Genomic DNA, 19,970 nt, shown 5'->3' on the forward strand with positions numbered 1-19,970 from the left:
AAAGCTTAGAAAGCATCTCTAAGCTTTTGACTGAAGAGTATAAAAAGAGCTTGAAATTGGTTTTGGAAGATGAGGAGCGATAACATCTATGGCCTGAACAAGGAGAGGTAATTGTATGCCCGTTTGAATTCCCATTCTTTCAAGCATAAAAACAACATCCTCAGTCGCTACATTTCCAGACGCACCTGGAGCAAACGGACAACCACCAATTCCCCCTGCAGATGTATCAAAGCGGGAAACCCCAGCTTGTAGAGCAGCAAAAATATTGGCAAGACCCATTCCGCGAGTGTCATGAAAATGGGCGGTAATGAGCGTATTCGAAAAGAGTGTTGTGAGTTTTGAAAACAAAGAGTACGATTCATGTGGAGCGGCCATTCCGATCGTATCAGCAACGCTTAGTTCATCGGTACCAGCTTGAACAAATTGTTGGCAAAGTTGTATCGTATCTTCATCCTTTATATGTCCTTCAAAGGGACAATAAAAAGCAGTAGAAATGCAGGTGCGGACAAAACAACCATTCTCTTTAAGCTCTTTTATAATCGGAAGAAGCTCAGCTGTCGCCTGAGAGGTTGTTCGGTTTATATTTTTTTGATTGAAGCTATTACTCACTCCTACGAATAAAGCAATTTCCTTACTGTTTGTTAATAGAGCACGCTGAATACCTGCACGGTTAGGGGCAAGAACAATAGTTCGAATGGTAGGATCAAGAGAGTTCAAGACAACCTCGTCTGCATCACGCATTTGTGGAACCCATTTCGGTGATACAAAAGAAGAAACCTCCATTTCTTTTATACCTGATTTCTTTAAATGAACAATAAACTGATTCTTAACGTTAGTCGGAATAAAAACGCTTACATTTTGAAGGCCATCACGAGGACCGACTTCAATAATTGTCACTTTGTTAGGTAAATCAATCGTCATGTTTTTTTCACCCCTTCATACGTTAATTGTAGAGTGATTGATTTTAAATATGCAAGAATAATAGAAATTTTCATGAAATAAAAGGGTTTTTCTATTTCCGCTAGAAATATAAAAGTGGTAGCGTTTACATAAAGAGAAGGGGTGAATGGTGTGAAACCAATTTATACGTCTTATTTAGAGGCGGTAAAGGATATTCATGATGGTGCAACTCTTATGGTGGGGGGATTTGGGCTTTGTGGCATTCCTGAAAATTTAATTTTAGCTCTCGTTGAAAAGAAAGTCACTGACTTGACGGTCATTTCTAATAACTGTGGAGTGGATGAATGGGGTCTAGGGCTATTACTAAAAAATAAGCAGATTAGAAAAATGATTGGGTCCTATGTGGGTGAAAACAAAGAGTTTGAAAGGCAAGTTTTATCAGGAGAGCTTGAAGTGGAATTGACCCCACAAGGGACGCTAGCTGAAAAGATTCGAGCCGGTGGAGCAGGTATTCCTGCCTTTTATACGCCTGCTGGAGTAGGCACTCCCATTGCTGATGGGAAAGAGACAAGAGTGTTTAATGGAAAAGAATATTTACTAGAAGAGGCCCTGCAAGCCGATTTTAGCCTTGTTCGAGCTTGGAAGGGAGATAAAATGGGAAATCTCATTTATCATAAGACGGCTCGAAATTTTAATCCAATGATGGCTGCTGCAGGGAAAGTAACCATTGCAGAGGTAGAACAGTTATATGAAACAGGGGAACTGGGCCCGAATGAAATCCATACGCCGAGCATTTATGTTCAGCGACTCATTGTTGGAAAGCAGGAAAAAAGGATTGAAAGACTAACCGTTAAGGGCTAGAAAGGGAGTGGGGACATGACAAATATTCGTGAAAGAATTGCAAAAAGAGCAGAAAAGGAAATTGAAAGTGGCTATTACGTTAATTTAGGTATAGGAATGCCAACTCTTGTTGCAAATTTTATATCAAAGGATAAAGAGGTCGTTCTACAATCTGAAAATGGATTACTTGGGATTGGGCCTTTTCCTAAAGAAGAGGAAGTAGACGCGGACTTGATTAATGCGGGGAAAGAAACCGTTACGGCTATACCAGGAGCTGCTTATTTTGATAGTGCAGAGTCATTTGCGATGATTCGAGGTGGGCATGTCGATATCGCCATCCTAGGAGGGATGGAAGTATCCGAAAATGGAGATTTGGCGAACTGGATGATTCCAGGGAAAATGATTAAAGGCATGGGTGGAGCTATGGACCTGGTTCATGGGGCGAGAAAAATCATCGTCATCATGGAGCATACGAATAAAAAAGGTGACGCAAAAATCCTTAAAAATTGTAGTTTGCCTTTAACGGGTCAAGGTGTAGTGGACCGAATTATTACTGACAGAGCTGTCATTGATGTAACTTCTAATGGGTTAAAGCTTGTGGAAGTGGCAAAGGGCTATACGGTAGAGGATGTGGTTGCGTCTACTGAACCTGAGTTGTTAATTGATGATAAGGTGCGATTAGATGCATTTGAGTGATGGATAGAACGATGACCGAACATTTGGTATAATATTCGTCATCAACATGTAGAGAGGGATTTGAATGAAAAAGAAAAAACAAACTCGCCCGGCTCAAAAGAAAGTCGAAGATAAACCAGTCACTCTTGGTGACCTATTGAATGTGGACCTAGTTAAACAATTAAAGAATACAAAAAATGAACTAGAGGAGGAAGCTCAAGCTAAAAAGGTAGCGGAAGAGGAAAGAAAAAGAGAAGAACGCCGCCTAAAAGAAAAAAACAAAACGTTCGAAGAGCTTCTGAATGAAAGTGAATTTGATTGGAAGAAATTTAAATGATTGCATGTGTAGGTCCTTCATCTTTGTGATGAAGGACCTTATTCATTAGTGTGAAAAAAAGGTCTATGAAAATCAAAAGCGGTTGAAGGGAGAAGAGAAATGAAGTTCATCGGGCTTATGAAGATCAAAAGCGGTTGAAGGGAGAGGAGAAATGAAGTTCATCAGGTCCATGAAGGTCAAAAAGAGTAGGCATTAGAGGAGAAACGGTCTTCATTGGGTTGATGAAGACCACAACTGTTTAAATCTAGATTAGAAAAGGTCTTCATCGTATTTATGAAGACCCACAATGACCTAGATAGAGAGGGCAAATGGTCTTCATCTCATCGGGCCATAACCAAATACTTAGGATTTTCTCCGTCTAGGTTATATCACCGATGCTGACCATACACATTCGCTTTTGAAACTTCCTTAATAAAAGAAACCTCTTCTTCTGTTAAGGCTTGAGAGCGTACAGCATTTGCATTGTTTTTCACTTGTTCCACTGAGCTTGCACCAGCAACGACACTTACAATGGTCGGGTTATGAAGAACGTATCGTAATGCAACTTCAGTTAAAGATCGATCCCCAAAATGGTTTCTCAATTGTAATAAGAGCGAGCGTAACTCTTCCTCTGAATAATCCATAAAGCCCTTTTCCGTAATTTTATTCACACCAACATCACTTAATAAACCCTTTGCGACAGGTCCTCGTGCCACAACTGAAATCTCCTTCTCACGAAGAACGCTTAGAGCTTCCTCTTCCGGACGGCGATCAAGGATACTGTACTGCATCATCACGGATGAGATATTAGATTTACTAGCATATTCTCGAATCACATTTGGTCGGATCGAGGATATGCCGTAATATTTAATAAGACCTTCACTAACCAGCTCTTCAAATGCCTCAATGGTTTCATCAATCGGATCATCCAAAGTTCCGCCATGAAGTTGATATAAATCAATATAATCAGTTCCAAGTCTAGTAAGACTGTCTTTAACTGCTTCCTTAATATACGTTTTGCTCGGATCCCAGCTCCAACCATCCTTATTGTTGTTCCAGCGATTGCCGACCTTTGTTGCAATAATTACCTGCTCTCGAACAGGCTTCAAAACTTGTCCGACAATTGATTCATTCACTCCAAAATCGTATAAGTCTGCCGTATCAAAATAATTGACTCCTTCTTCAAGAGCGGCGTTGATGATTCGTTCTGCTGCAAGTGCATCTGTTCCAAGCGTCATGCATCCAAGTCCTAGCTCTGTTACATACAAATCCGACTTACCGAGACGTCTCTTTTCCATGGGATTAAGCACCTTCTTCTATAAAATAGTTTACCTTCTACTCATTATTTTACAGAAAATTTTCCATTGATGCGAAGAACAAGCATTACTTTTTCTTTCTCTCGTCCTCTACCCAGTCTTTTACAAGAGTATAGTCTTTAGAATATTGGAGAAGTTTGTGTCGAATTTCCCATGCTTTCCCGACAAGAACGATTCCTTTTCCATGTAAGTATATTTTCATCACTTTCCTCCAAATTAAGGTATGATAAAATGTATGAGGAAACTAGCTGACTATAGAACAGGAGTGGAGACAAATGAGTTCATCCTTTGAAGAAAAAACAATAAAATCAGAAAAGATCTTCTCTGGGAAAATCATCTCGTTACAGGTAGACGATGTGGAGCTGCCAAATGGAAAGCATTCGAAACGCGAACTGATTAAACACCCAGGGGCAGTTGCTGTTATTGCGATTACGGATGAAGGAAAAATGGTAATGGTTGAGCAATACAGAAAGGCTTTGGAAAGAGATGTAGTGGAAATCCCTGCAGGAAAGCTTGAAAAGGGAGAAGAACCATCCCTTTGTGCGAAGCGTGAGCTAGAAGAAGAGACAGGTTATGTATGTAAAAGCCTAGACTGGTTGATTTCTTTTTACACATCACCTGGATTCGCGGATGAAATTGTTCATTTATATGTGGCACGTGGATTAGAGAAAAAAGAAGACGCTGCACCACCTGACGAGGATGAATTTGTTACATTAGTAGAGCTAACGCTTGAAGAAGCACTAGAGTACATAGAAGAGAGAAAAATATATGATGCAAAAACAGCCTACGCTGTTCAATACTTACAACTTCAAGAGGCATTAAAGAAATGAACTCGTACTTCGCCGACCTTCACATTCATATTGGGAGAACATGGAATGGGAAGGCAGTGAAAATAACGGGGTCAAAATCATTAACGTTTACGAATATTATTCAGCACGCGAAAACGATTAAAGGATTGGATATTATAGGAATCATCGATTGCCATTCACCTGAGGTCATTCAAGAGATGGAAGCATTGATGAGTGAAGGGGAAATAACAGAGGCTAAAAGAGGTGGTTTGCTGTATGGAGACATGCTTATCCTAATGGGTTCTGAACTGGAAATCTATGACGATAACTGCAAGGGACCCATTCATATACTAGCCTTTTTGCCTGACATGGCTCGATTAAATGAATTTTCACAATGGCTTTCCAATCATTTGAAAAATATCAACCTAAGCTCACAGCGTGTGTATGTCACGGGACTTGATTTGCAGAAAAAGGTGAAGGAGCTAGGGGGATTATTTATTCCGGCCCATGTATTTACTCCTTTTAAAAGCCTGTTTGGAAAGGGAGTAGAACAGTCACTCACCGAAGTATTTGACCCAGACTTAATAGACGGTATTGAGCTTGGATTAAGCGCGAATACGCAAATGGCAGATCAAATAGGAGAGCTTCACCGGTATTCGTATGTGACGAATTCGGATGCACACTCATTAGGAAAAATTGCAAGAGAATATCAGCAGATAAAAATGAAAGAATTGTCTTTTACTAGCTTTCAGGAGGCTTTATACAACCAAGAGGGTCAGTATGTGGAGGCCAATTATGGACTTGATCCATTGCTTGGAAAGTATCACCAAACCGTATGTGCGAACTGCAATGAAAAAGTGCTTGTGTCCGATCATTCATGTGAAGCTTGCGGCCATACAAAATTCATTAAAGGCGTCGCAACAAGAATACGAGAGCTTCAAACCTCTAAAGAGGGAAAGAAGGGGCGTCCTCCATATATTCATCAAGTGCCTTTAGACTTCATTCCAGGACTCGGACCAAAGCTTTTTCAAAAATTACTAGATCATTTTGGCACGGAAATGGCCATTCTCCATCACGTACCGGAAGAAGCTCTACATGAGGTTGTACCAAAACGCGTGGCAGAATTAATTGTTTCAGCTAGAAATGGAGAACTTCATTTCCATGCAGGCGGTGGCGGAACGTACGGGAAGATTATTGATTAGGAGAGACAGTAGAAAATACTGTCTCTTCTATTTATTTAAGCTTTGAAAAAACACAGGTATCCCTAAGTGTTTTTCCATCCGCACTTTTACTATTATTTTTTAAGGTGGCTTCTAGTGTAAATCCGAGTTTTTCAGGAATGCTTCGACTAGCGATATTATCCGGATCACAACGGATTTCCACGCGATTCGCTTGCAAATCTTCAAATACAGTATTTATTAAAGCAGTTGTTGATTCAGTTATATACCCCTTTTTTGTCAAGCGACTGTCACACCAATATCCGATCTCAAAGCATCCTGCCTCCCAATTGATTCGGTGCAGCCCTGTTGAACCAATAAATTGATGATCCTCTTTTCTAAAAATATGAAGACGAATATCCTCTTTTAATATAAATTGTGCATACGATTTTCTAACCCCTTCTTCTACCTCCTCAAGCGTTTGATTAGTATGAGCGAAAGGGAGCCACTGTTGTAATTCGTTTAGGGAAGCTTGAATGGCTTCATACACAAGATGACCGTCTCCAGGCATACAAGGCCGAATATAAAGACGCTCTGATTCTATTTTTTCTGGAAAATCTATTAATATAGGCTTCATTCGATATTCCTCCTAAATATAGAGATTTTGAGTATTATAACTGGTTAGTTATGGAAATGGCAAGAGGATTTATAACAGTTTTAGGAATCTATCTAGTCATACCTTTACTAGAGTTAGCATACATTTTACTAACTGAATTGTAAGGGGAGGAAAGGCAATTGAAGAAAAGAAAATACCAGAACGTCGTAGCAATGCATTTCCGCGAGCACTCCTCGATTTATTTATTTGTCGTGGTGTTATTTCTAATGGGGGTCATCTTTGGAGCGATTATCGTCAATAGTTTAAGCTTTACCCAGAAGGAAGACTTATTTTATTATTTGTCACAATTTTTCGGACAAGTATCAGACGGAAAAGTAGCAGCATCAAAAGATTTGTTTTATCAAAGTTTTTTTCATAACAGTAAGTTTGTGGGGCTCATGTGGGTATTAGGTGTGTCAATTATCGGCTTACCGATTACACTCATACTTTTGTTTATGAAAGGAATGGTTGTTGGGTTTACGGTCGGTTTTTTAGTGAATCAAATGGGCTGGGAAGGTTTTGTTTTATCATTTGTATCTGTACTACCGCAAAATCTATTAATTATCCCAGTGTTTATTATCGGTGCAACCCTGTCAGTAGCATTCTCACTAAAGATGATTCGAAGACAGTTTATGAAAAAACAGGGCCAACCAATCATGCCGATGCTAGGTGGATACGTAGCAGCCTTTTTAGCCGCTCTCGTATTCATTGCCATAGCAGCTGCCATTGAGGCATATGTATCACCATTATTAATGAAATCAATTGTTGAATCGATTCACTCTTAATTATAATTATTTTTATAAGATAATTGTTATTTTTGCTTATTTGTAATTATTTTATTTTGAAAGTCTATTCCCATCTGTTATAATGGGTATTGACAGTGGCGAGGGAGGACTTTCGTGATGGAAAATAGAATTGATAGAATAAAAAAACAGTTACATTCGTCCAGTTACAAGTTAACACCTCAGCGCGAAGCAACCGTTCGAGTGTTATTAGAGCATGAAGAGGATCATTTAAGTGCGGAAGATGTATACCTCCTTGTAAAAGAAAAATCGCCTGAGATTGGATTGGCAACTGTTTATCGAACTCTAGAATTACTTACAGAATTGAAAATTGTTGATAAAATAAACTTTGGAGATGGAGTCTCAAGGTACGACTTAAGACAAGAAGGTGCAGCACACTTCCATCACCATTTAGTATGTATTGAATGTGGAGCAGTTGACGAAATACAAGAAGATCTACTTGAAGATGTGGAAGAAACGGTAGAGCGCCGCTGGAACTTTAAAATTAAAGACCACCGTTTAACCTTTCATGGTATTTGCCACCGCTGTCATGACAAAGTAGAGGCAGAAGAAGAATAAACCAGCAAAACCTTTTCAAATGGAAAGGTTTTTTATTTTGGCTTTTTTTAATAGATTTGATTTCGATTAAAGTCCGACTGGGTGGCTGATTCGGACAGGAGTCGCTCGAAAATCGCAATTCGAGTCTTAATGAAGCCTTGATACGGACACAAGTAGTGTTTTTTCCTCACTAAGAAGTCCGAATGGAAGGCTAATTCAGACAGGAGTCACTTGAAAATCGCAATCAGAGTCTTAATGAAGCCTTGATACGGACACAAGTAGTGTTTTTTCCTCACAAAGAGTCCGAATGGAGGGCTGATTCAGACAGGGGGCGCTTGAAAATTGCAATCAGAGTCTTAATGAAGCCTTGATACGGACACAAGTAGTGTTTTTTCCTCACAAAGAGTCCGAATGGAAGGCTAATTCAGACAGGATTCGCTTGAAAATCGCAATCAGAGTCTTAATGAAGCCTTGATACAGACACAAGTAGTGTTTTTTCCTCACAAAGAGTCCGAATGGAAGGCTAATTCGGACAAGAGCAGTTTTGTAATCGATTTTTAAGTCTGAATGAGTGGACTATTTGGACAGGAGCAACACTCTCTACAAAAAATGCCTGTATTTTAAGAAGAGATAAGGAACCTTAGGTATAATTCTTGTCCAAACTGGCATACCCTTTACTAGTAGGTTCTTTAAGAGTAAGAGCCAATACTTTATTTTGGACTTGGAGGACATCAGAAATGAAAACGTGGTTTCAGCTCGTTTTTCAAACCTTGAAGGTATTTATCCTTTTTACCGGATGCACAATCCTCTTTTATTATGGTATTATGTGGGTAAATGAAGAGTATCAAGATTATCATCGATACGATGAACCAAACGGGACAGCGGTAAAGGTGTCAGCGAATGTAGATGCTGAAAAATCTACATGGTTTGATCGCATCGTTCTTTTTTACTTAAATGGGGAGTAATGTTGGATGGAAGATGAGCTAAAGGACTTTATGCATTTTCTGATAGTTGAAAAGGCATTAGCTAAAAATACGATTGTATCATATGAACGAGATTTAAAAGCGTACTTAAAATATATAAAGACAGTAGAAAATGTTCAATCCATTAACGATATCGGCCGGATTCAGATTGTACACTTTTTAGGTCATTTAAAAGAACACGGAAAATCGTCAAGAACGATTGCGAGAAATATAGCCTCTATACGCGCTTTTCATCAGTTCTTATTACGTGAAAAAGTAGCAGAGCAGGATCCTTCTGTACATATTGAAACACCTCAGCTTGAACGAACACTTCCAAAGGTGTTGAATCTGCAAGAGGTAGAAAGATTGTTAGAGGCACCAAAGCTTAATAACCATTACGGATTGCGCGATAAAGCGATGCTGGAGCTTTTATATGCAACAGGAATTCGTGTAAGTGAACTAATTGGTTTGAATCTCGATGATGCCCATTTAACGATGGGATTTGTTCGTTGTATCGGAAAGGGAAATAAAGAGCGGATTATTCCATTAGGCCGAACAGCCGCAACAGCCATTCAAGAGTATTTAGACAAGGGACGGCCGCAATTCATTAAAAACCAGCGTGAAGAATCGTTGTTCGTCAACCATCATGGAAGAAGATTAACAAGACAGGGATTCTGGAAGATTTTAAAGGGATTAACAAAGGAAGCCGGCATTGAAAAGGAACTAACTCCTCATACACTTAGACATTCCTTTGCTACACATCTTCTCGAGAACGGAGCGGATTTAAGAGCGGTTCAGGAAATGCTAGGACATTCGGATATATCGACTACGCAAATATACACACATGTAACGAAAACACGTTTAAAGGACGTGTATAGTCAATTCCACCCAAGAGCCTAATAGATTAAGAGAAAGTAATAAATGTTCAAAAAGCTGCCATGAAAAGATAGCAGCTTTTCGTTGTGTTTTATATGAAACTTCTTGTACAATGGAGATGTCAGACTTCTGACGTTGTAAGATATTGAACCCTCAGATTAATATTTGGGAAAGCTATTTGATGAGAGTTGTAAACGGTTAATTTTAAGGAGGAGAATGAATGCCTTATCAATATAAACGGATTTTTTTAGTTGTGATGGATTCTGTTGGGATCGGTGAAGCAAAGGACGCCGAGAAATTTGGAGATAAAGGTTCGAATACATTAGGTCATATTGCAGAAAGAATGAATGGTTTACATATGCCGAATATGGCAAAGCTTGGCCTTAGTAATATTGAGCCAGTAGGTGGAATTGAAAAAGCGGATTCCCCGCTTGCTTACTATACAAAAATGCAAGAAGCCTCTAATGGAAAAGATACGATGACAGGTCATTGGGAGATCATGGGGCTCAATATTAAAACCCCATTTAAAGTATTCCCGGATGGTTTCCCAGATGAATTGTTAGCTGAACTAGAAGAAAAGACGGGTAGAAAAATTATTGGAAATAAGCCTGCCAGTGGAACGGAAATTCTCGATGAACTGGGTGAAGAGCATATGAAGACAGGTGCATTAATTGTCTATACGTCTGCTGATTCCGTTTTGCAAATTGCGGCACATGAAGACATCGTTCCGATTGAAGAGCAATATAAAATCTGTAAAATAGCTAGAGAGCTGACCTTGGATGAAAAATACATGGTCGGTAGAATTATTGCCAGACCATTTGTAGGAGAACCAGGGAATTTTAAGAGAACAGCGAACCGTCATGATTATGCACTAAAGCCATTCGCTAGAACAGTAATGAATGAATTAAAGGATAGCAAGTTTGATGTGATTGCGATAGGGAAGATATCAGATATTTACGACAGCGAAGGAGTAACTGAGTCTTTGCGTACGGTGTCTAATATGGATGGAATGGATAAGCTTGTTCAAACGCTTGATATGGATTTTACAGGCTTGAGCTTTTTAAATTTAGTTGATTTTGATGCATTATTTGGACATCGTAGAGATCCTATTGGCTACGGAAAAGCTCTAGAAGAGTATGACGCTCGCTTACCTGAAGTATTTGAAAAACTAAAAGATGACGATTTGTTAATCATTACGGCTGATCACGGAAATGATCCGGTTCACCCTGGAACAGACCATACACGTGAATACGTTCCTTTATTAGTGTATTCACCTGTCATGAAGGGTGGAAAAAAACTGCCGATTCGTGAGACATTTGCAGATATTGGAGCAACCGTAGCAGAGAATTTCCAAGTGAAAATGCCAAAGTACGGAAAAAGCTTTTTAAACGAATTAAATTAAATTCTTAAAGGAGTTTTGTAAGATGGACGTGTTAAACATAAATAATTCAGCTTCTTTTTTAAAGGGAAAATACAAAAAAACACCAAAAATTGGATTGATCCTTGGTTCCGGGCTAGGTGTGCTTGCAGATGAGATTCTTGAGCCTACAAAAATTCCATACAATGAAATTCCAGATTTCCCAGTTTCAACAGTAGAAGGACATGCTGGACAGCTTGTATTTGGGACGTTAGAAGGTGTTGAGGTCGTCGCTATGCAAGGGAGATTTCATTACTACGAGGGCTATAGCTTTGATAAAGTGACATTTCCTGTTCGAGTAATGAAAGAACTTGGTGTCGAGATACTAATTGTCACAAATGCAGCAGGTGGCGTAAATGAGTCCTTTAATCCAGGTGATTTAATGTTAATTACCGATCATATTAATAATATGGGATCGAATCCATTAATCGGACCAAATGATTCAAGATTAGGTGTACGCTTCCCTGATATGTCTGAAGCCTATTCAAGAGATTTACGTGAAAAAGCAAAGCAGGTAGCTAATGGATTAGGTCTTGCTCTTCAAGAGGGAGTGTATGTTGGAAACACTGGACCTACATATGAGACACCAGCAGAAGTTCGTATGTTACGTGTGATGGGTGGCGACGCAGTTGGAATGTCAACTGTTCCGGAGGTTATTGTAGCAAGACATGCTAACTTAAAAATTCTAGGCATCTCTTGTATTTCCAATATGGCAGCTGGAATACTAGACCAGCCGTTAAATCACGAGGAAGTAATAGAAACAACAGAAAAAGTAAAACATGACTTTTTAAGATTAGTTAAAGCAGTGGTTAAGGAAATAGGAGCATAAAAGATAACAATATTCCTTATAAAGCGGTGAGAAAAATGAGAATGGTTGATATTATTGAGAAAAAACGTGATGGCAAAGAATTAACGACAGAAGAAATTCAATTTTGTATAAAAGGATACACAGATGGAAGCATTCCTGATTATCAAATGAGTGCTCTTACAATGGCAATCGTGTTTCAAGGGATGTCAGAGGATGAAAGAGCGACTCTAACTATGGCTATGGTTGAGTCAGGGGACCAAATCGATCTATCTGCGATACATGGAATCAAGGTGGATAAACACTCTACAGGAGGAGTGGGAGATACAACCACTCTAGTATTAGGCCCATTGGTAGCTTCTGTAGGCGTACCTGTTGCCAAAATGTCCGGAAGAGGGCTCGGACATACAGGTGGAACCATTGATAAACTTGAATCGGTTGAAGGTTTTCATGTGGAATTAAAAAATGAAGAGTTTGTCCGACTAGTGAACCAAAATAAAATAGCGGTTATTGGCCAAAGTGGGAACTTAACACCAGCTGATAAAAAGCTTTACGCCCTTAGAGACGTAACAGGTACGGTAGAGAGTATTCCATTAATCGCTAGTTCCATTATGAGTAAAAAAATTGCAGCTGGCGCGGATGCGATTGTGTTAGACGTAAAAACCGGTGCTGGAGCTTTTATGAAAACTCTTGAGGATTCTCGTGAACTTGCGAAAGCAATGGTACGAATTGGAAACAATGTTGGCCGAAGAACGATGGCCGTCATCTCTGATATGAGTCAGCCTCTAGGATTTGCTATTGGAAATGCTTTAGAAGTAAAGGAAGCCATTGATACGTTAAAAGGGGAAGGCCCAGAAGACTTAACAGAACTTTGTTTAACCCTTGGTAGCCATATGGTCCTGTTAGCTGATAAAGCTACGAATGTAGAAGAGGCACGTCAAATGCTAAAGAATGCCATAAAGGATGGTTCAGCACTTGAAACATTGAAAGTCTTCCTTCGTTCTCAAGGAGGAGATGATTCTGTTGTTGATGATCCATCAAGACTCCCTCAAGCCAGCTTTAAGATAGAAGTAGAAGCGAAGGAAGAGGGCTATATCGCAGAAATTATTGCAGATGAAATTGGAACAGCTGCCATGCTTTTAGGAGCTGGTAGAGCAACAAAGGAATCAGAAATCGATTTAGCTGTTGGACTTCTATTAAAAAAGAAAATTGGAGATCAAGTTCAAGTAGGAGAATCTATTGTTACCATTTATAGTAATTTTGAGAATGTCCAAGAAGTAAAAGAAAAGATTTATAATAGCATCACAATCACGAAAGAAAAAGTCTCAGCCCCCATTCTAGTTCATGAAGAAATAACCGAATAGCAAGTGTAAAACCTTCCTAATATTAGGAGGGTTTTTTATTTTTTTCTTTGATTGGTTCTTTTTGTATATTTTCTCTTTACTTGGTGAAAAATGGATGTATAAAGAATGGAGGGCTATGTGCTATGAAGAAGATTCTATCATTATTAATGGCTTTTACTTTTTTAACATCTATTGCAACCCCAACTTTTGCTGAAGAGAAAACAACGGGTGTTGAGCTTGTTGATAATGCAAAGTCAGCCGTATTAATTGAAAGAGATACTGGAACAATTCTTTATAACAAAAATAGTGATGAAATGCTTCCACCTGCTAGTATGACAAAAATCATGACGATGCTGTTAATTATGGAAGCTATCGACTTAGGAAAAATAAAATGGGATGAAAAAATTCGAACAAGTGAGTATGCTGCTTCGATGGGAGGTTCTCAAATTTTCCTAGAGCCTGGGGAAGAAATGACCTCTGAAGAAATGCTCAAAGGGATAGCGATCGGTTCTGCAAATGACGCTTCCGTTGCGATGGCGGAAAGAATTGCAGGTTCCGAAGAAGCTTTTGTCGAGATGATGAATGCGAAGGTTAAAGAACTAGGCTTGAAAAATACGGTTTTTAAAAATGTTACCGGTTTACCGGAGGATGGACATTATAGTACAGCTCATGACATGGCAGTTATGTCAAAAGAGCTATTAAAATATGAAGGAATTACAAAATTTACAGGTACATACGAAGCCTATCTACGCGAACAAAGCGATAAAAAGTTTTGGCTTGTTAATACAAATCGTCTCGTTCGTTTTTATCCTGGGGTAGATGGGTTAAAAACCGGTTTTACTAACGAGGCAAAATACTGCTTAACGGCAACCGCAGAGAAAGATGGAATGCGTGTGATTGCAGTTGTCTTTGGTGCCCCAACCTCTAAAGAACGAAATGCACAAATTTCAAAGATGCTGGACTTTGCTTTTGCACAGTATCAAACTCATCCAATGTATGAAAGAAGTTTTTCAGTGGGTGAAGTTAAGGTGAGTAAAGGTAGTGAGAGCAAGGTGGAGGCCCTTACGAGTGAACCGATTTCCTTGTTAACGAAAAAAGGGGAAAAAGTGGATGATGTAAAGAAGGAAATCACTTATGAAAAAGATTTAAAAGCACCAATTGAAAAAGGGCAGACCATTGGTACGTTAAAACTCGTAAAAAATGGAGAGACACTTGTGTCAAGTCCGCTTGTAGCGAAAGCATCTGTGAAAGAAGCAAATTGGTGGACGCTTTATAAACGCGCGTTTGGTATGTTCACAAAAACGACCAAATAAATATGTCGAATGTTTTTTTATTCATACTTTTTTTAGCGAATGAACACTAGTTTTGTCTGTAAGAAGGAAATCGTCATTCCAATATCGAAAAAGACTCACTATACCACATAAGGAGGCTATGGATAGTGAGTCTACACATTGATATGGAAACAAAGAACGATGTCTTATTGTTACGACTTAGCGGCGAATTGGACCACCATTCTGCAGATGTACTTCGTGCAGAAGCAACCAAAGCCATTGAAACACATGATATACGTCATATTATTCTTAACCTAGAGCAGTTGGATTTTATGGATAGTTCAGGTTTAGGTGTGATTCTTGGGAGATATAAGCAAATTAAGCAGCAACATGGTGAAATGGTTGTTTGTGCAATTTCACCTCCTATTCAAAGACTTTTTGATATGTCTGGCTTATTTAAAATTATCCGTTTGGAGCCGACAGAAGAATTTGCTCTTCGAGTATTGGGGGTAGCGTAAACAATGAAAAATGAAATGCAGCTTCAATTTACTGCTTTAAGTCAAAATGAATCTTTCGCACGTGTCACGGTAGCGGCTTTTGTTGCTCAGTTAGATCCGACTATGGATGAATTAACGGAGATTAAAACCGTCGTATCTGAGGCAGTGACAAATGCCATTATTCACGGTTATAACAACGATCCTTCAGGTACGGTCTTTATCTCAGTAAAGATTGAGGAAAGTTTTATTGAGTTGGAGATAAAAGACGAGGGCTCTGGAATTTTGGATATTGAGGAAGCAAGACAACCTTTATTTACAACCAAGCCAGAGTTAGAAAGATCAGGAATGGGCTTTACAATAATGGAAAATTTCATGGATGAAATTGACGTTCATTCAGAGCTAGGGATAGGTACCACAATTCGATTAAGAAAGCATTTAGCAAAGAGCGAAATGCTATGCAATTAAGGGAGTATTGCTTATGGATGTGGAGGTAAAGACTGATAGCAAACAAACGTATTTAAAGGATCATGAAGTGAAGGATCTAATCAAGAGAAGTCAAGATGGAGATCAAGAAGCTCGAGATACAATTGTGCAAAAAAATATGCGTCTTGTTTGGTCAGTTGTTCAACGCTTTCTCAATCGAGGCTATGAACCAGATGATTTATTCCAAATTGGATGCATAGGGTTATTGAAATCTGTCGATAAATTCGACTTATCTTATGATGTGAAATTTTCAACCTACGCAGTACCGATGATCATTGGAGAAATCCAACGCTTCATCCGCGATGACGGATCTGTTAAAGTGAGCCGTTCCTTAAAAGAAATGGGCAATAAAATACGAAGAGCGAAGGACGAATTGTCCAAAAACCTAGGAAGAATACCAACTGTTTCCGAAATAGCGGAACATTTGAATCTGACTGCAGAAGATATCATTTTAGCTCAAGAAGCAAGCCGGCAACCGTCTTCTATCCACGAAACTGTGTATGAAAATGATGGAGATCCGATTACCTTACTCGACCAAATCGATGATGGGAATGAAGGGAAATGGTTTGATAAAATTGCACTAAAAGAGGCAATTCGAGAGCTGGATGAACGCGAGAGGCTGATTGTTTATTTACGTTATTATAAGGACCAAACACAATCTGAGGTGGCAGAACGACTAGGGATATCCCAAGTTCAAGTATCCAGGCTGGAAAAAAAGATATTACAACAAATGAAAGATCGAATGGATTTATAATCCGTTCGATCTTTTTGTTTTAATTGGATATTTACCCCATTTAACCCACTTATTGGTGAACATGAAGGAAAACAATACATAGCATACTATTTATACGAGGAAATCACTGTGTGGGAGTGAACGTTGTGGAAAATACGATTTACATCCGAATGCGACATCGTCTCCAAGTTCGACCTCACGATTCCATAAAACTTCAGGATGTTGCGCAAATAATCGCTGAAGATTCACTGTTAGAAAAGGTAAAAGATTGCATTGTTTATACGGTGTCAGAGAAAGACCAAAATATTATTATTTTGGATGTTATGAAAGTAATACCCATCTTAACAAATGTGGTTGAACAAATAAATATTGAAATTATTGGTCAAACACAAACGATTGTTGAGGTAGTGTACAAAAAAATCGGGGTATCTATCCCTCTTTTTATTCTCATTTGGCTTCTGTTGTTTTTTGGTGCAGCACTCGCCATTATGAATTTCCATGAGGATGTTAGTATGCAAGCGGTCCATCAGCGGATATATAAGATTATTACGGGCAAGGAAAATGTAAAACCACTATTACTGCAGATCCCTTATTCAATTGGCCTAGGACTAGGTATGATCTTATTTTTTAACCATGTATTTAAAAAACGTCTAAATGAAGAACCTAGTCCGCTAGAAGTTGAAATGTTCAACTATCAGCAAGACCTGGACCGCTATGTAATTATTAATGAAAATGAAGAAAGTATGAAACGAATTCATGATCATTAATATCGTATTCATCATTTTTATTGGGCTTGCTGGAGGGATTGCAGTTGGTTCAGGGTTTGTCGCTTTCCTCGCCGTTTTAGGAATTATTCCAAGGCTTACTCAATTATCAAAAACCATGAAGATGATTCATTGGTATGAATGGTCTGTCGTTTTCGGTGCAATTGCTGGTACAATTGCCTCTCTAAGAGAACCTGCTCTCTTTTTACCTTCCATCATATTAATTCCGTTAGGCCTTGCTGGAGGAGTATTTGTTGGTTTACTTGCAGCTGCCTTAACCGAGGTATTAAACGTTTTTCCTATCCTGGCAAAAAGAGTAAGAATAGAGGACAAAATTATGATCTTGATGATGGCCTTTGTGTTCGGTAAAATTTTCGGTTCCCTGTTTCATTGGATGTACTTCGTAAATGAGTAAATAAGTTAAGAAAGGAACATTTCCTATGGATAGACGGCGCCGCGTGATTCTTGTAACAGACGGAGATGAATACGCAAGAAAAGCAGTCGAACATGTTGCGAAGGAAATTGGTGGAAGATGTATTTCTATGTCGTATGGAAACCCAACGACGATATCAGGGGAGGAAATGGTCAAGCTCATAAAGAAGGCACCCAATGATCCGGTTCTTGTCATGTTTGATGATAGTGGATACGTAGGAGAAGGTGCTGGAGAACAGGCAATGAGGTATGTGGCAACACATAAAGATATTGAAGTTCTTGGTGTATTAGCGGTTGCAGCAAAAACAAGAAAAGCCGAATGGACTAAAATTGATGTTTGTGTGGACCGCTACGGTGAACTCACTCCTTATGGGGTAGATAAATTTGGTGAAGCAGATTTAGAACTTGGAAGAATGAATGGAGACACCGTATATTGTGTTGATGAGCTTCATGCACCTGTTGTAGTTGGGATAGGTGATATAGGAAAAATGGCTAGGAATGACGATGTTAAAATAGGAGCTCCCATTACACATAAAGCGGTACAAATCATCCTAGAAAGGAGTGGATTCTATGACTAAGAAACCAATCAATCCCCTACCGATTCCTTCTCTTGACGAACTTGAAAATTATATGAAGGAACATGTTGGACTAGAGGAAACATTTGATATTGGTGTCAGAAAGTTTAAGGTATTGAAAAAGGATGTGCATTTGTATTATTTAAATGGTCTAGTGGACACGAACGTAGTTATTCAAAACACAGAGGAAATTGTAAGAATCAATGACCATGAGAAAACCACTTCCAATTATTTAGCCTTAATAGAAAATCGATTAGTTCATCAATCTGTATCTAAAATTAAGACAATAGGTGAAATAGTTGACCAAGTTCTTACAGGAACTCTTGTCATTGTTGTTGAGGGGTATTCAGAAGCATTAGTAGTGGATGTAAGAGCGTACCCTGGTAGAACTCCTCAAGAACCTGATACAGAGAAGGTAATAAGAGGATCTCGAGATGGCTTTGTAGAGAACTTTATCGTGAATACGGCGCTAACTAGAAGAAGAATAAAAGACGGAAGATTGCGCTTTGAAAAGCTAACGGTTGGTGAGAGATCAAAGACAGATATTGTAATTGGTTACCTAAAGGATGTGGCAAATCCTGACCTCGTGAATATTATTAGAAAAGAACTTGAATCCATTGAAATTGATGGATTAACAATGGCAGATAAAGCAGTGGAAGAGTTCCTTGTAAAGCAAGGGTATAACCCGTATCCTTTAGTAAGATATACTGAAAGAGCCGATATTGCAGCAACACATATTTTAGAAGGACATGTCTTAATTTACGTGGATACATCACCAAGTGTTATTATCACGCCTACTACATATTTTCATCATTTACACCATGCAGAAGAGTATCGTGAATCCGCACTCGTTGGTACAGTCGTACGTTGGACGCGCTTGTTTGGTGTATTAGCATCCTTGTTTTTACTTCCGTTATGGTTTTTATTTGTATTGGAGCCTGAGTTATTACCAAAAGCCATAAAGTTCATTGGTCCAAACAAATCAACAAATATTCCAACAGTCGTTCAATTGTTTTTGGCCGATTTCGGAATCTTGTTTTTACGACTGGCAGCTATTCATACGCCAACTCCGTTGGCAACCTCAATGGGCTTAGTTGCAGCCGTACTCATTGGCCAAATTGCCATTGATGTGGGCTTATTTGTACCAGAAGTGATTTTGTACGTTGCGGTTTCGGCGGTTGGAACTTTTACCACTCCAAGTTATGAACTTGGAATTGCGAATAATCTTATGAAGCTTTTCTTATTAATTGTTGTAGCGATATTTAAACTACCAGGTTTTGTGGTAGGGGTAACGGCCTATATTTTATACTTAACAAGTATTCGGTCATTGAACAGTCCATATATGTGGCCGTTCATGCCGTTTCATCCCAAAGCCTTTCTTGAAGTGCTTTTCCGTAGGTCGGTTCCGGGGACAAAGCTTAGACCAAGCATTGTTCAGCCTAGAGATCGTTACAGACAAAAAACAAACGGGAGCTAAATGGGAATATTGCGAATTTACTATATCTATGGTAAAGTAATGTTTAATTTCAAACTGGTTTAATCAACAAATAGACAGCCTAGCTGTCTATTTGTGTATCCATAGAAGTGAGGGGAAGAAATGTTTTTTCATGGTTCATCAAAGATAAATGAAAGAGGCCACTTAGAAATTGGTGGTGTCGATACGACAGACCTCGTAAAAGAGTTCGGAACACCTGTATATGTTTATGATGTGTCATTGATTCGTGAGCGAGCAAGAGGTTTTAAACAAACCTTTGACCAACTAGGTATAAAAGCTCAAGTTGCTTACGCTAGTAAAGCATTTTCCACGATTGCTATGATCCAATTG

The 19,970-nt window shown here is 38.9% G+C and carries 24 protein-coding genes and 1 pseudogene; 21 read left to right on the forward strand and 4 right to left on the reverse strand.

Going from position 1 to position 19,970, the window contains the following annotated elements:
* Window positions 1-18 precede the first annotated feature (18 nt).
* On the reverse strand, window positions 19-921 hold the full coding sequence (locus tag ACRX5O_RS02850) for a hydroxymethylglutaryl-CoA lyase (protein WP_433904523.1): 903 nt from the start codon (window positions 919-921) through the stop codon (window positions 19-21).
* A 150-nt stretch (window positions 922-1,071) separates the two neighbouring features.
* Between ACRX5O_RS02850 and ACRX5O_RS02855 the strand changes: the two genes are divergently transcribed.
* The 3 genes from ACRX5O_RS02855 (at window position 1,072) to ACRX5O_RS02865 (ending at window position 2,752) form a co-directional block, all read left to right on the forward strand.
* Window positions 1,072-1,761, forward strand: coding sequence for a CoA transferase subunit A (locus tag ACRX5O_RS02855; protein WP_433904524.1), 690 nt, complete (start codon window positions 1,072-1,074; stop codon window positions 1,759-1,761).
* A 15-nt stretch (window positions 1,762-1,776) separates the two neighbouring features.
* The gene (locus ACRX5O_RS02860) at window positions 1,777-2,436 is read left to right on the forward strand and encodes a CoA transferase subunit B (RefSeq protein WP_433904525.1); all 660 of its coding nucleotides are present in this window, start codon (window positions 1,777-1,779) and stop codon (window positions 2,434-2,436) included.
* Window positions 2,437-2,500: 64 nt separating this feature from the next.
* On the forward strand, window positions 2,501-2,752 hold the full coding sequence (locus tag ACRX5O_RS02865; RefSeq protein WP_433904526.1) for a YqkE family protein: 252 nt from the start codon (window positions 2,501-2,503) through the stop codon (window positions 2,750-2,752).
* A gap of 368 nt (window positions 2,753-3,120) precedes the next feature.
* Here ACRX5O_RS02865 and ACRX5O_RS02870 read toward each other — a convergent pair whose 3' ends face one another.
* Together ACRX5O_RS02870 and mciZ are read right to left on the reverse strand one after the other, a co-directional pair.
* Window positions 3,121-4,029 carry an aldo/keto reductase gene (locus ACRX5O_RS02870; RefSeq protein ID WP_433904527.1) on the reverse strand — a complete coding sequence of 303 codons (909 nt, stop codon included), beginning with the start codon at window positions 4,027-4,029 and terminating at the stop codon, window positions 3,121-3,123.
* A gap of 85 nt (window positions 4,030-4,114) precedes the next feature.
* Window positions 4,115-4,249 carry a Z-ring formation inhibitor MciZ gene (gene mciZ, locus ACRX5O_RS02875; protein ID WP_160546505.1) on the reverse strand — a complete coding sequence of 45 codons (135 nt, stop codon included), beginning with the start codon at window positions 4,247-4,249 and terminating at the stop codon, window positions 4,115-4,117.
* A gap of 73 nt (window positions 4,250-4,322) precedes the next feature.
* Between mciZ and ACRX5O_RS02880 the strand changes: the two genes are divergently transcribed.
* Window positions 4,323-4,877, forward strand: coding sequence for an NUDIX hydrolase (locus tag ACRX5O_RS02880; protein WP_433904528.1), 555 nt, complete (start codon window positions 4,323-4,325; stop codon window positions 4,875-4,877).
* Window positions 4,874-6,037, forward strand: a complete 1,164-nt coding sequence (locus tag ACRX5O_RS02885) for an endonuclease Q family protein (RefSeq protein WP_433904529.1) — start codon at window positions 4,874-4,876, stop codon at window positions 6,035-6,037. The genes ACRX5O_RS02880 and ACRX5O_RS02885 overlap by 4 nt, the downstream gene beginning before the upstream one ends.
* Before the next feature lie 31 nt (window positions 6,038-6,068).
* Here ACRX5O_RS02885 and ACRX5O_RS02890 read toward each other — a convergent pair whose 3' ends face one another.
* Window positions 6,069-6,629 carry a GNAT family N-acetyltransferase gene (locus ACRX5O_RS02890; RefSeq protein ID WP_433904530.1) on the reverse strand — a complete coding sequence of 187 codons (561 nt, stop codon included), beginning with the start codon at window positions 6,627-6,629 and terminating at the stop codon, window positions 6,069-6,071.
* Window positions 6,630-6,787: 158 nt separating this feature from the next.
* On the opposite strand from ACRX5O_RS02890, the gene spoIIM reads away from it, so the two are divergent.
* The 16 genes and pseudogenes from spoIIM to ACRX5O_RS02970 form a co-directional block, all read left to right on the forward strand.
* On the forward strand, window positions 6,788-7,432 hold the full coding sequence (gene spoIIM, locus ACRX5O_RS02895; protein WP_433904531.1) for a stage II sporulation protein M: 645 nt from the start codon (window positions 6,788-6,790) through the stop codon (window positions 7,430-7,432).
* Window positions 7,433-7,549: 117 nt separating this feature from the next.
* Window positions 7,550-8,008 (forward strand): ferric iron uptake transcriptional regulator, encoded by a 459-nt coding sequence (gene fur, locus ACRX5O_RS02900; RefSeq protein WP_119709011.1) that lies wholly within the window; start codon window positions 7,550-7,552, stop codon window positions 8,006-8,008.
* 716 nt (window positions 8,009-8,724) lie between these two features.
* Complete coding sequence (locus ACRX5O_RS02905; RefSeq protein WP_391559503.1) at window positions 8,725-8,952, forward strand: YqzK family protein; 228 nt, start codon at window positions 8,725-8,727, stop codon at window positions 8,950-8,952.
* Window positions 8,953-8,958: 6 nt separating this feature from the next.
* Window positions 8,959-9,849: a site-specific tyrosine recombinase XerD gene (gene xerD, locus ACRX5O_RS02910; RefSeq protein ID WP_433904532.1), complete on the forward strand. Its 891-nt coding sequence runs from the start codon at window positions 8,959-8,961 to the stop codon at window positions 9,847-9,849.
* 196 nt (window positions 9,850-10,045) lie between these two features.
* The gene (gene deoB / locus ACRX5O_RS02915) at window positions 10,046-11,227 is read left to right on the forward strand and encodes a phosphopentomutase (protein WP_433904533.1); all 1,182 of its coding nucleotides are present in this window, start codon (window positions 10,046-10,048) and stop codon (window positions 11,225-11,227) included.
* Between the two features lie 22 nt (window positions 11,228-11,249).
* On the forward strand, window positions 11,250-12,071 hold the full coding sequence (locus tag ACRX5O_RS02920; RefSeq protein ID WP_433904534.1) for a purine-nucleoside phosphorylase: 822 nt from the start codon (window positions 11,250-11,252) through the stop codon (window positions 12,069-12,071).
* Between the two features lie 35 nt (window positions 12,072-12,106).
* On the forward strand, window positions 12,107-13,411 hold the full coding sequence (locus tag ACRX5O_RS02925) for a pyrimidine-nucleoside phosphorylase (RefSeq protein ID WP_433904535.1): 1,305 nt from the start codon (window positions 12,107-12,109) through the stop codon (window positions 13,409-13,411).
* Window positions 13,412-13,533: 122 nt separating this feature from the next.
* Window positions 13,534-14,703 (forward strand): D-alanyl-D-alanine carboxypeptidase family protein, encoded by a 1,170-nt coding sequence (locus tag ACRX5O_RS02930; protein ID WP_433904536.1) that lies wholly within the window; start codon window positions 13,534-13,536, stop codon window positions 14,701-14,703.
* Between the two features lie 125 nt (window positions 14,704-14,828).
* On the forward strand, window positions 14,829-15,179 hold the full coding sequence (gene spoIIAA / locus ACRX5O_RS02935) for an anti-sigma F factor antagonist (protein ID WP_119709004.1): 351 nt from the start codon (window positions 14,829-14,831) through the stop codon (window positions 15,177-15,179).
* A gap of 3 nt (window positions 15,180-15,182) precedes the next feature.
* Window positions 15,183-15,623 (forward strand): anti-sigma F factor, encoded by a 441-nt coding sequence (gene spoIIAB, locus ACRX5O_RS02940; protein ID WP_433904537.1) that lies wholly within the window; start codon window positions 15,183-15,185, stop codon window positions 15,621-15,623.
* A 13-nt stretch (window positions 15,624-15,636) separates the two neighbouring features.
* Window positions 15,637-16,395, forward strand: coding sequence for an RNA polymerase sporulation sigma factor SigF (gene sigF, locus ACRX5O_RS02945; protein ID WP_433904538.1), 759 nt, complete (start codon window positions 15,637-15,639; stop codon window positions 16,393-16,395).
* A 125-nt stretch (window positions 16,396-16,520) separates the two neighbouring features.
* Window positions 16,521-17,141, forward strand: coding sequence for a stage V sporulation protein AA (locus ACRX5O_RS02950; RefSeq protein ID WP_433904539.1), 621 nt, complete (start codon window positions 16,521-16,523; stop codon window positions 17,139-17,141).
* Window positions 17,131-17,553, forward strand: a complete 423-nt coding sequence (locus tag ACRX5O_RS02955) for a stage V sporulation protein AB (protein WP_433904540.1) — start codon at window positions 17,131-17,133, stop codon at window positions 17,551-17,553. The genes ACRX5O_RS02950 and ACRX5O_RS02955 overlap by 11 nt, the downstream gene beginning before the upstream one ends.
* A gap of 25 nt (window positions 17,554-17,578) precedes the next feature.
* The gene (gene spoVAEA, locus ACRX5O_RS02960) at window positions 17,579-18,148 is read left to right on the forward strand and encodes a stage V sporulation protein SpoVABEA (RefSeq protein WP_433904541.1); all 570 of its coding nucleotides are present in this window, start codon (window positions 17,579-17,581) and stop codon (window positions 18,146-18,148) included.
* On the forward strand, window positions 18,141-19,622 hold the full coding sequence (locus ACRX5O_RS02965) for a spore germination protein (RefSeq protein WP_433904542.1): 1,482 nt from the start codon (window positions 18,141-18,143) through the stop codon (window positions 19,620-19,622). Before spoVAEA ends, ACRX5O_RS02965 begins: the two co-directional genes overlap by 8 nt.
* Window positions 19,623-19,742: 120 nt before the next feature.
* Window positions 19,743-19,970, forward strand: a pseudogene (locus ACRX5O_RS02970) (diaminopimelate decarboxylase); the annotation flags it as partial.

The organism is Robertmurraya mesotrionivorans (assembly GCF_050971805.1).
Taxonomy (GTDB): domain Bacteria; phylum Bacillota; class Bacilli; order Bacillales; family Cytobacillaceae; genus Robertmurraya_A.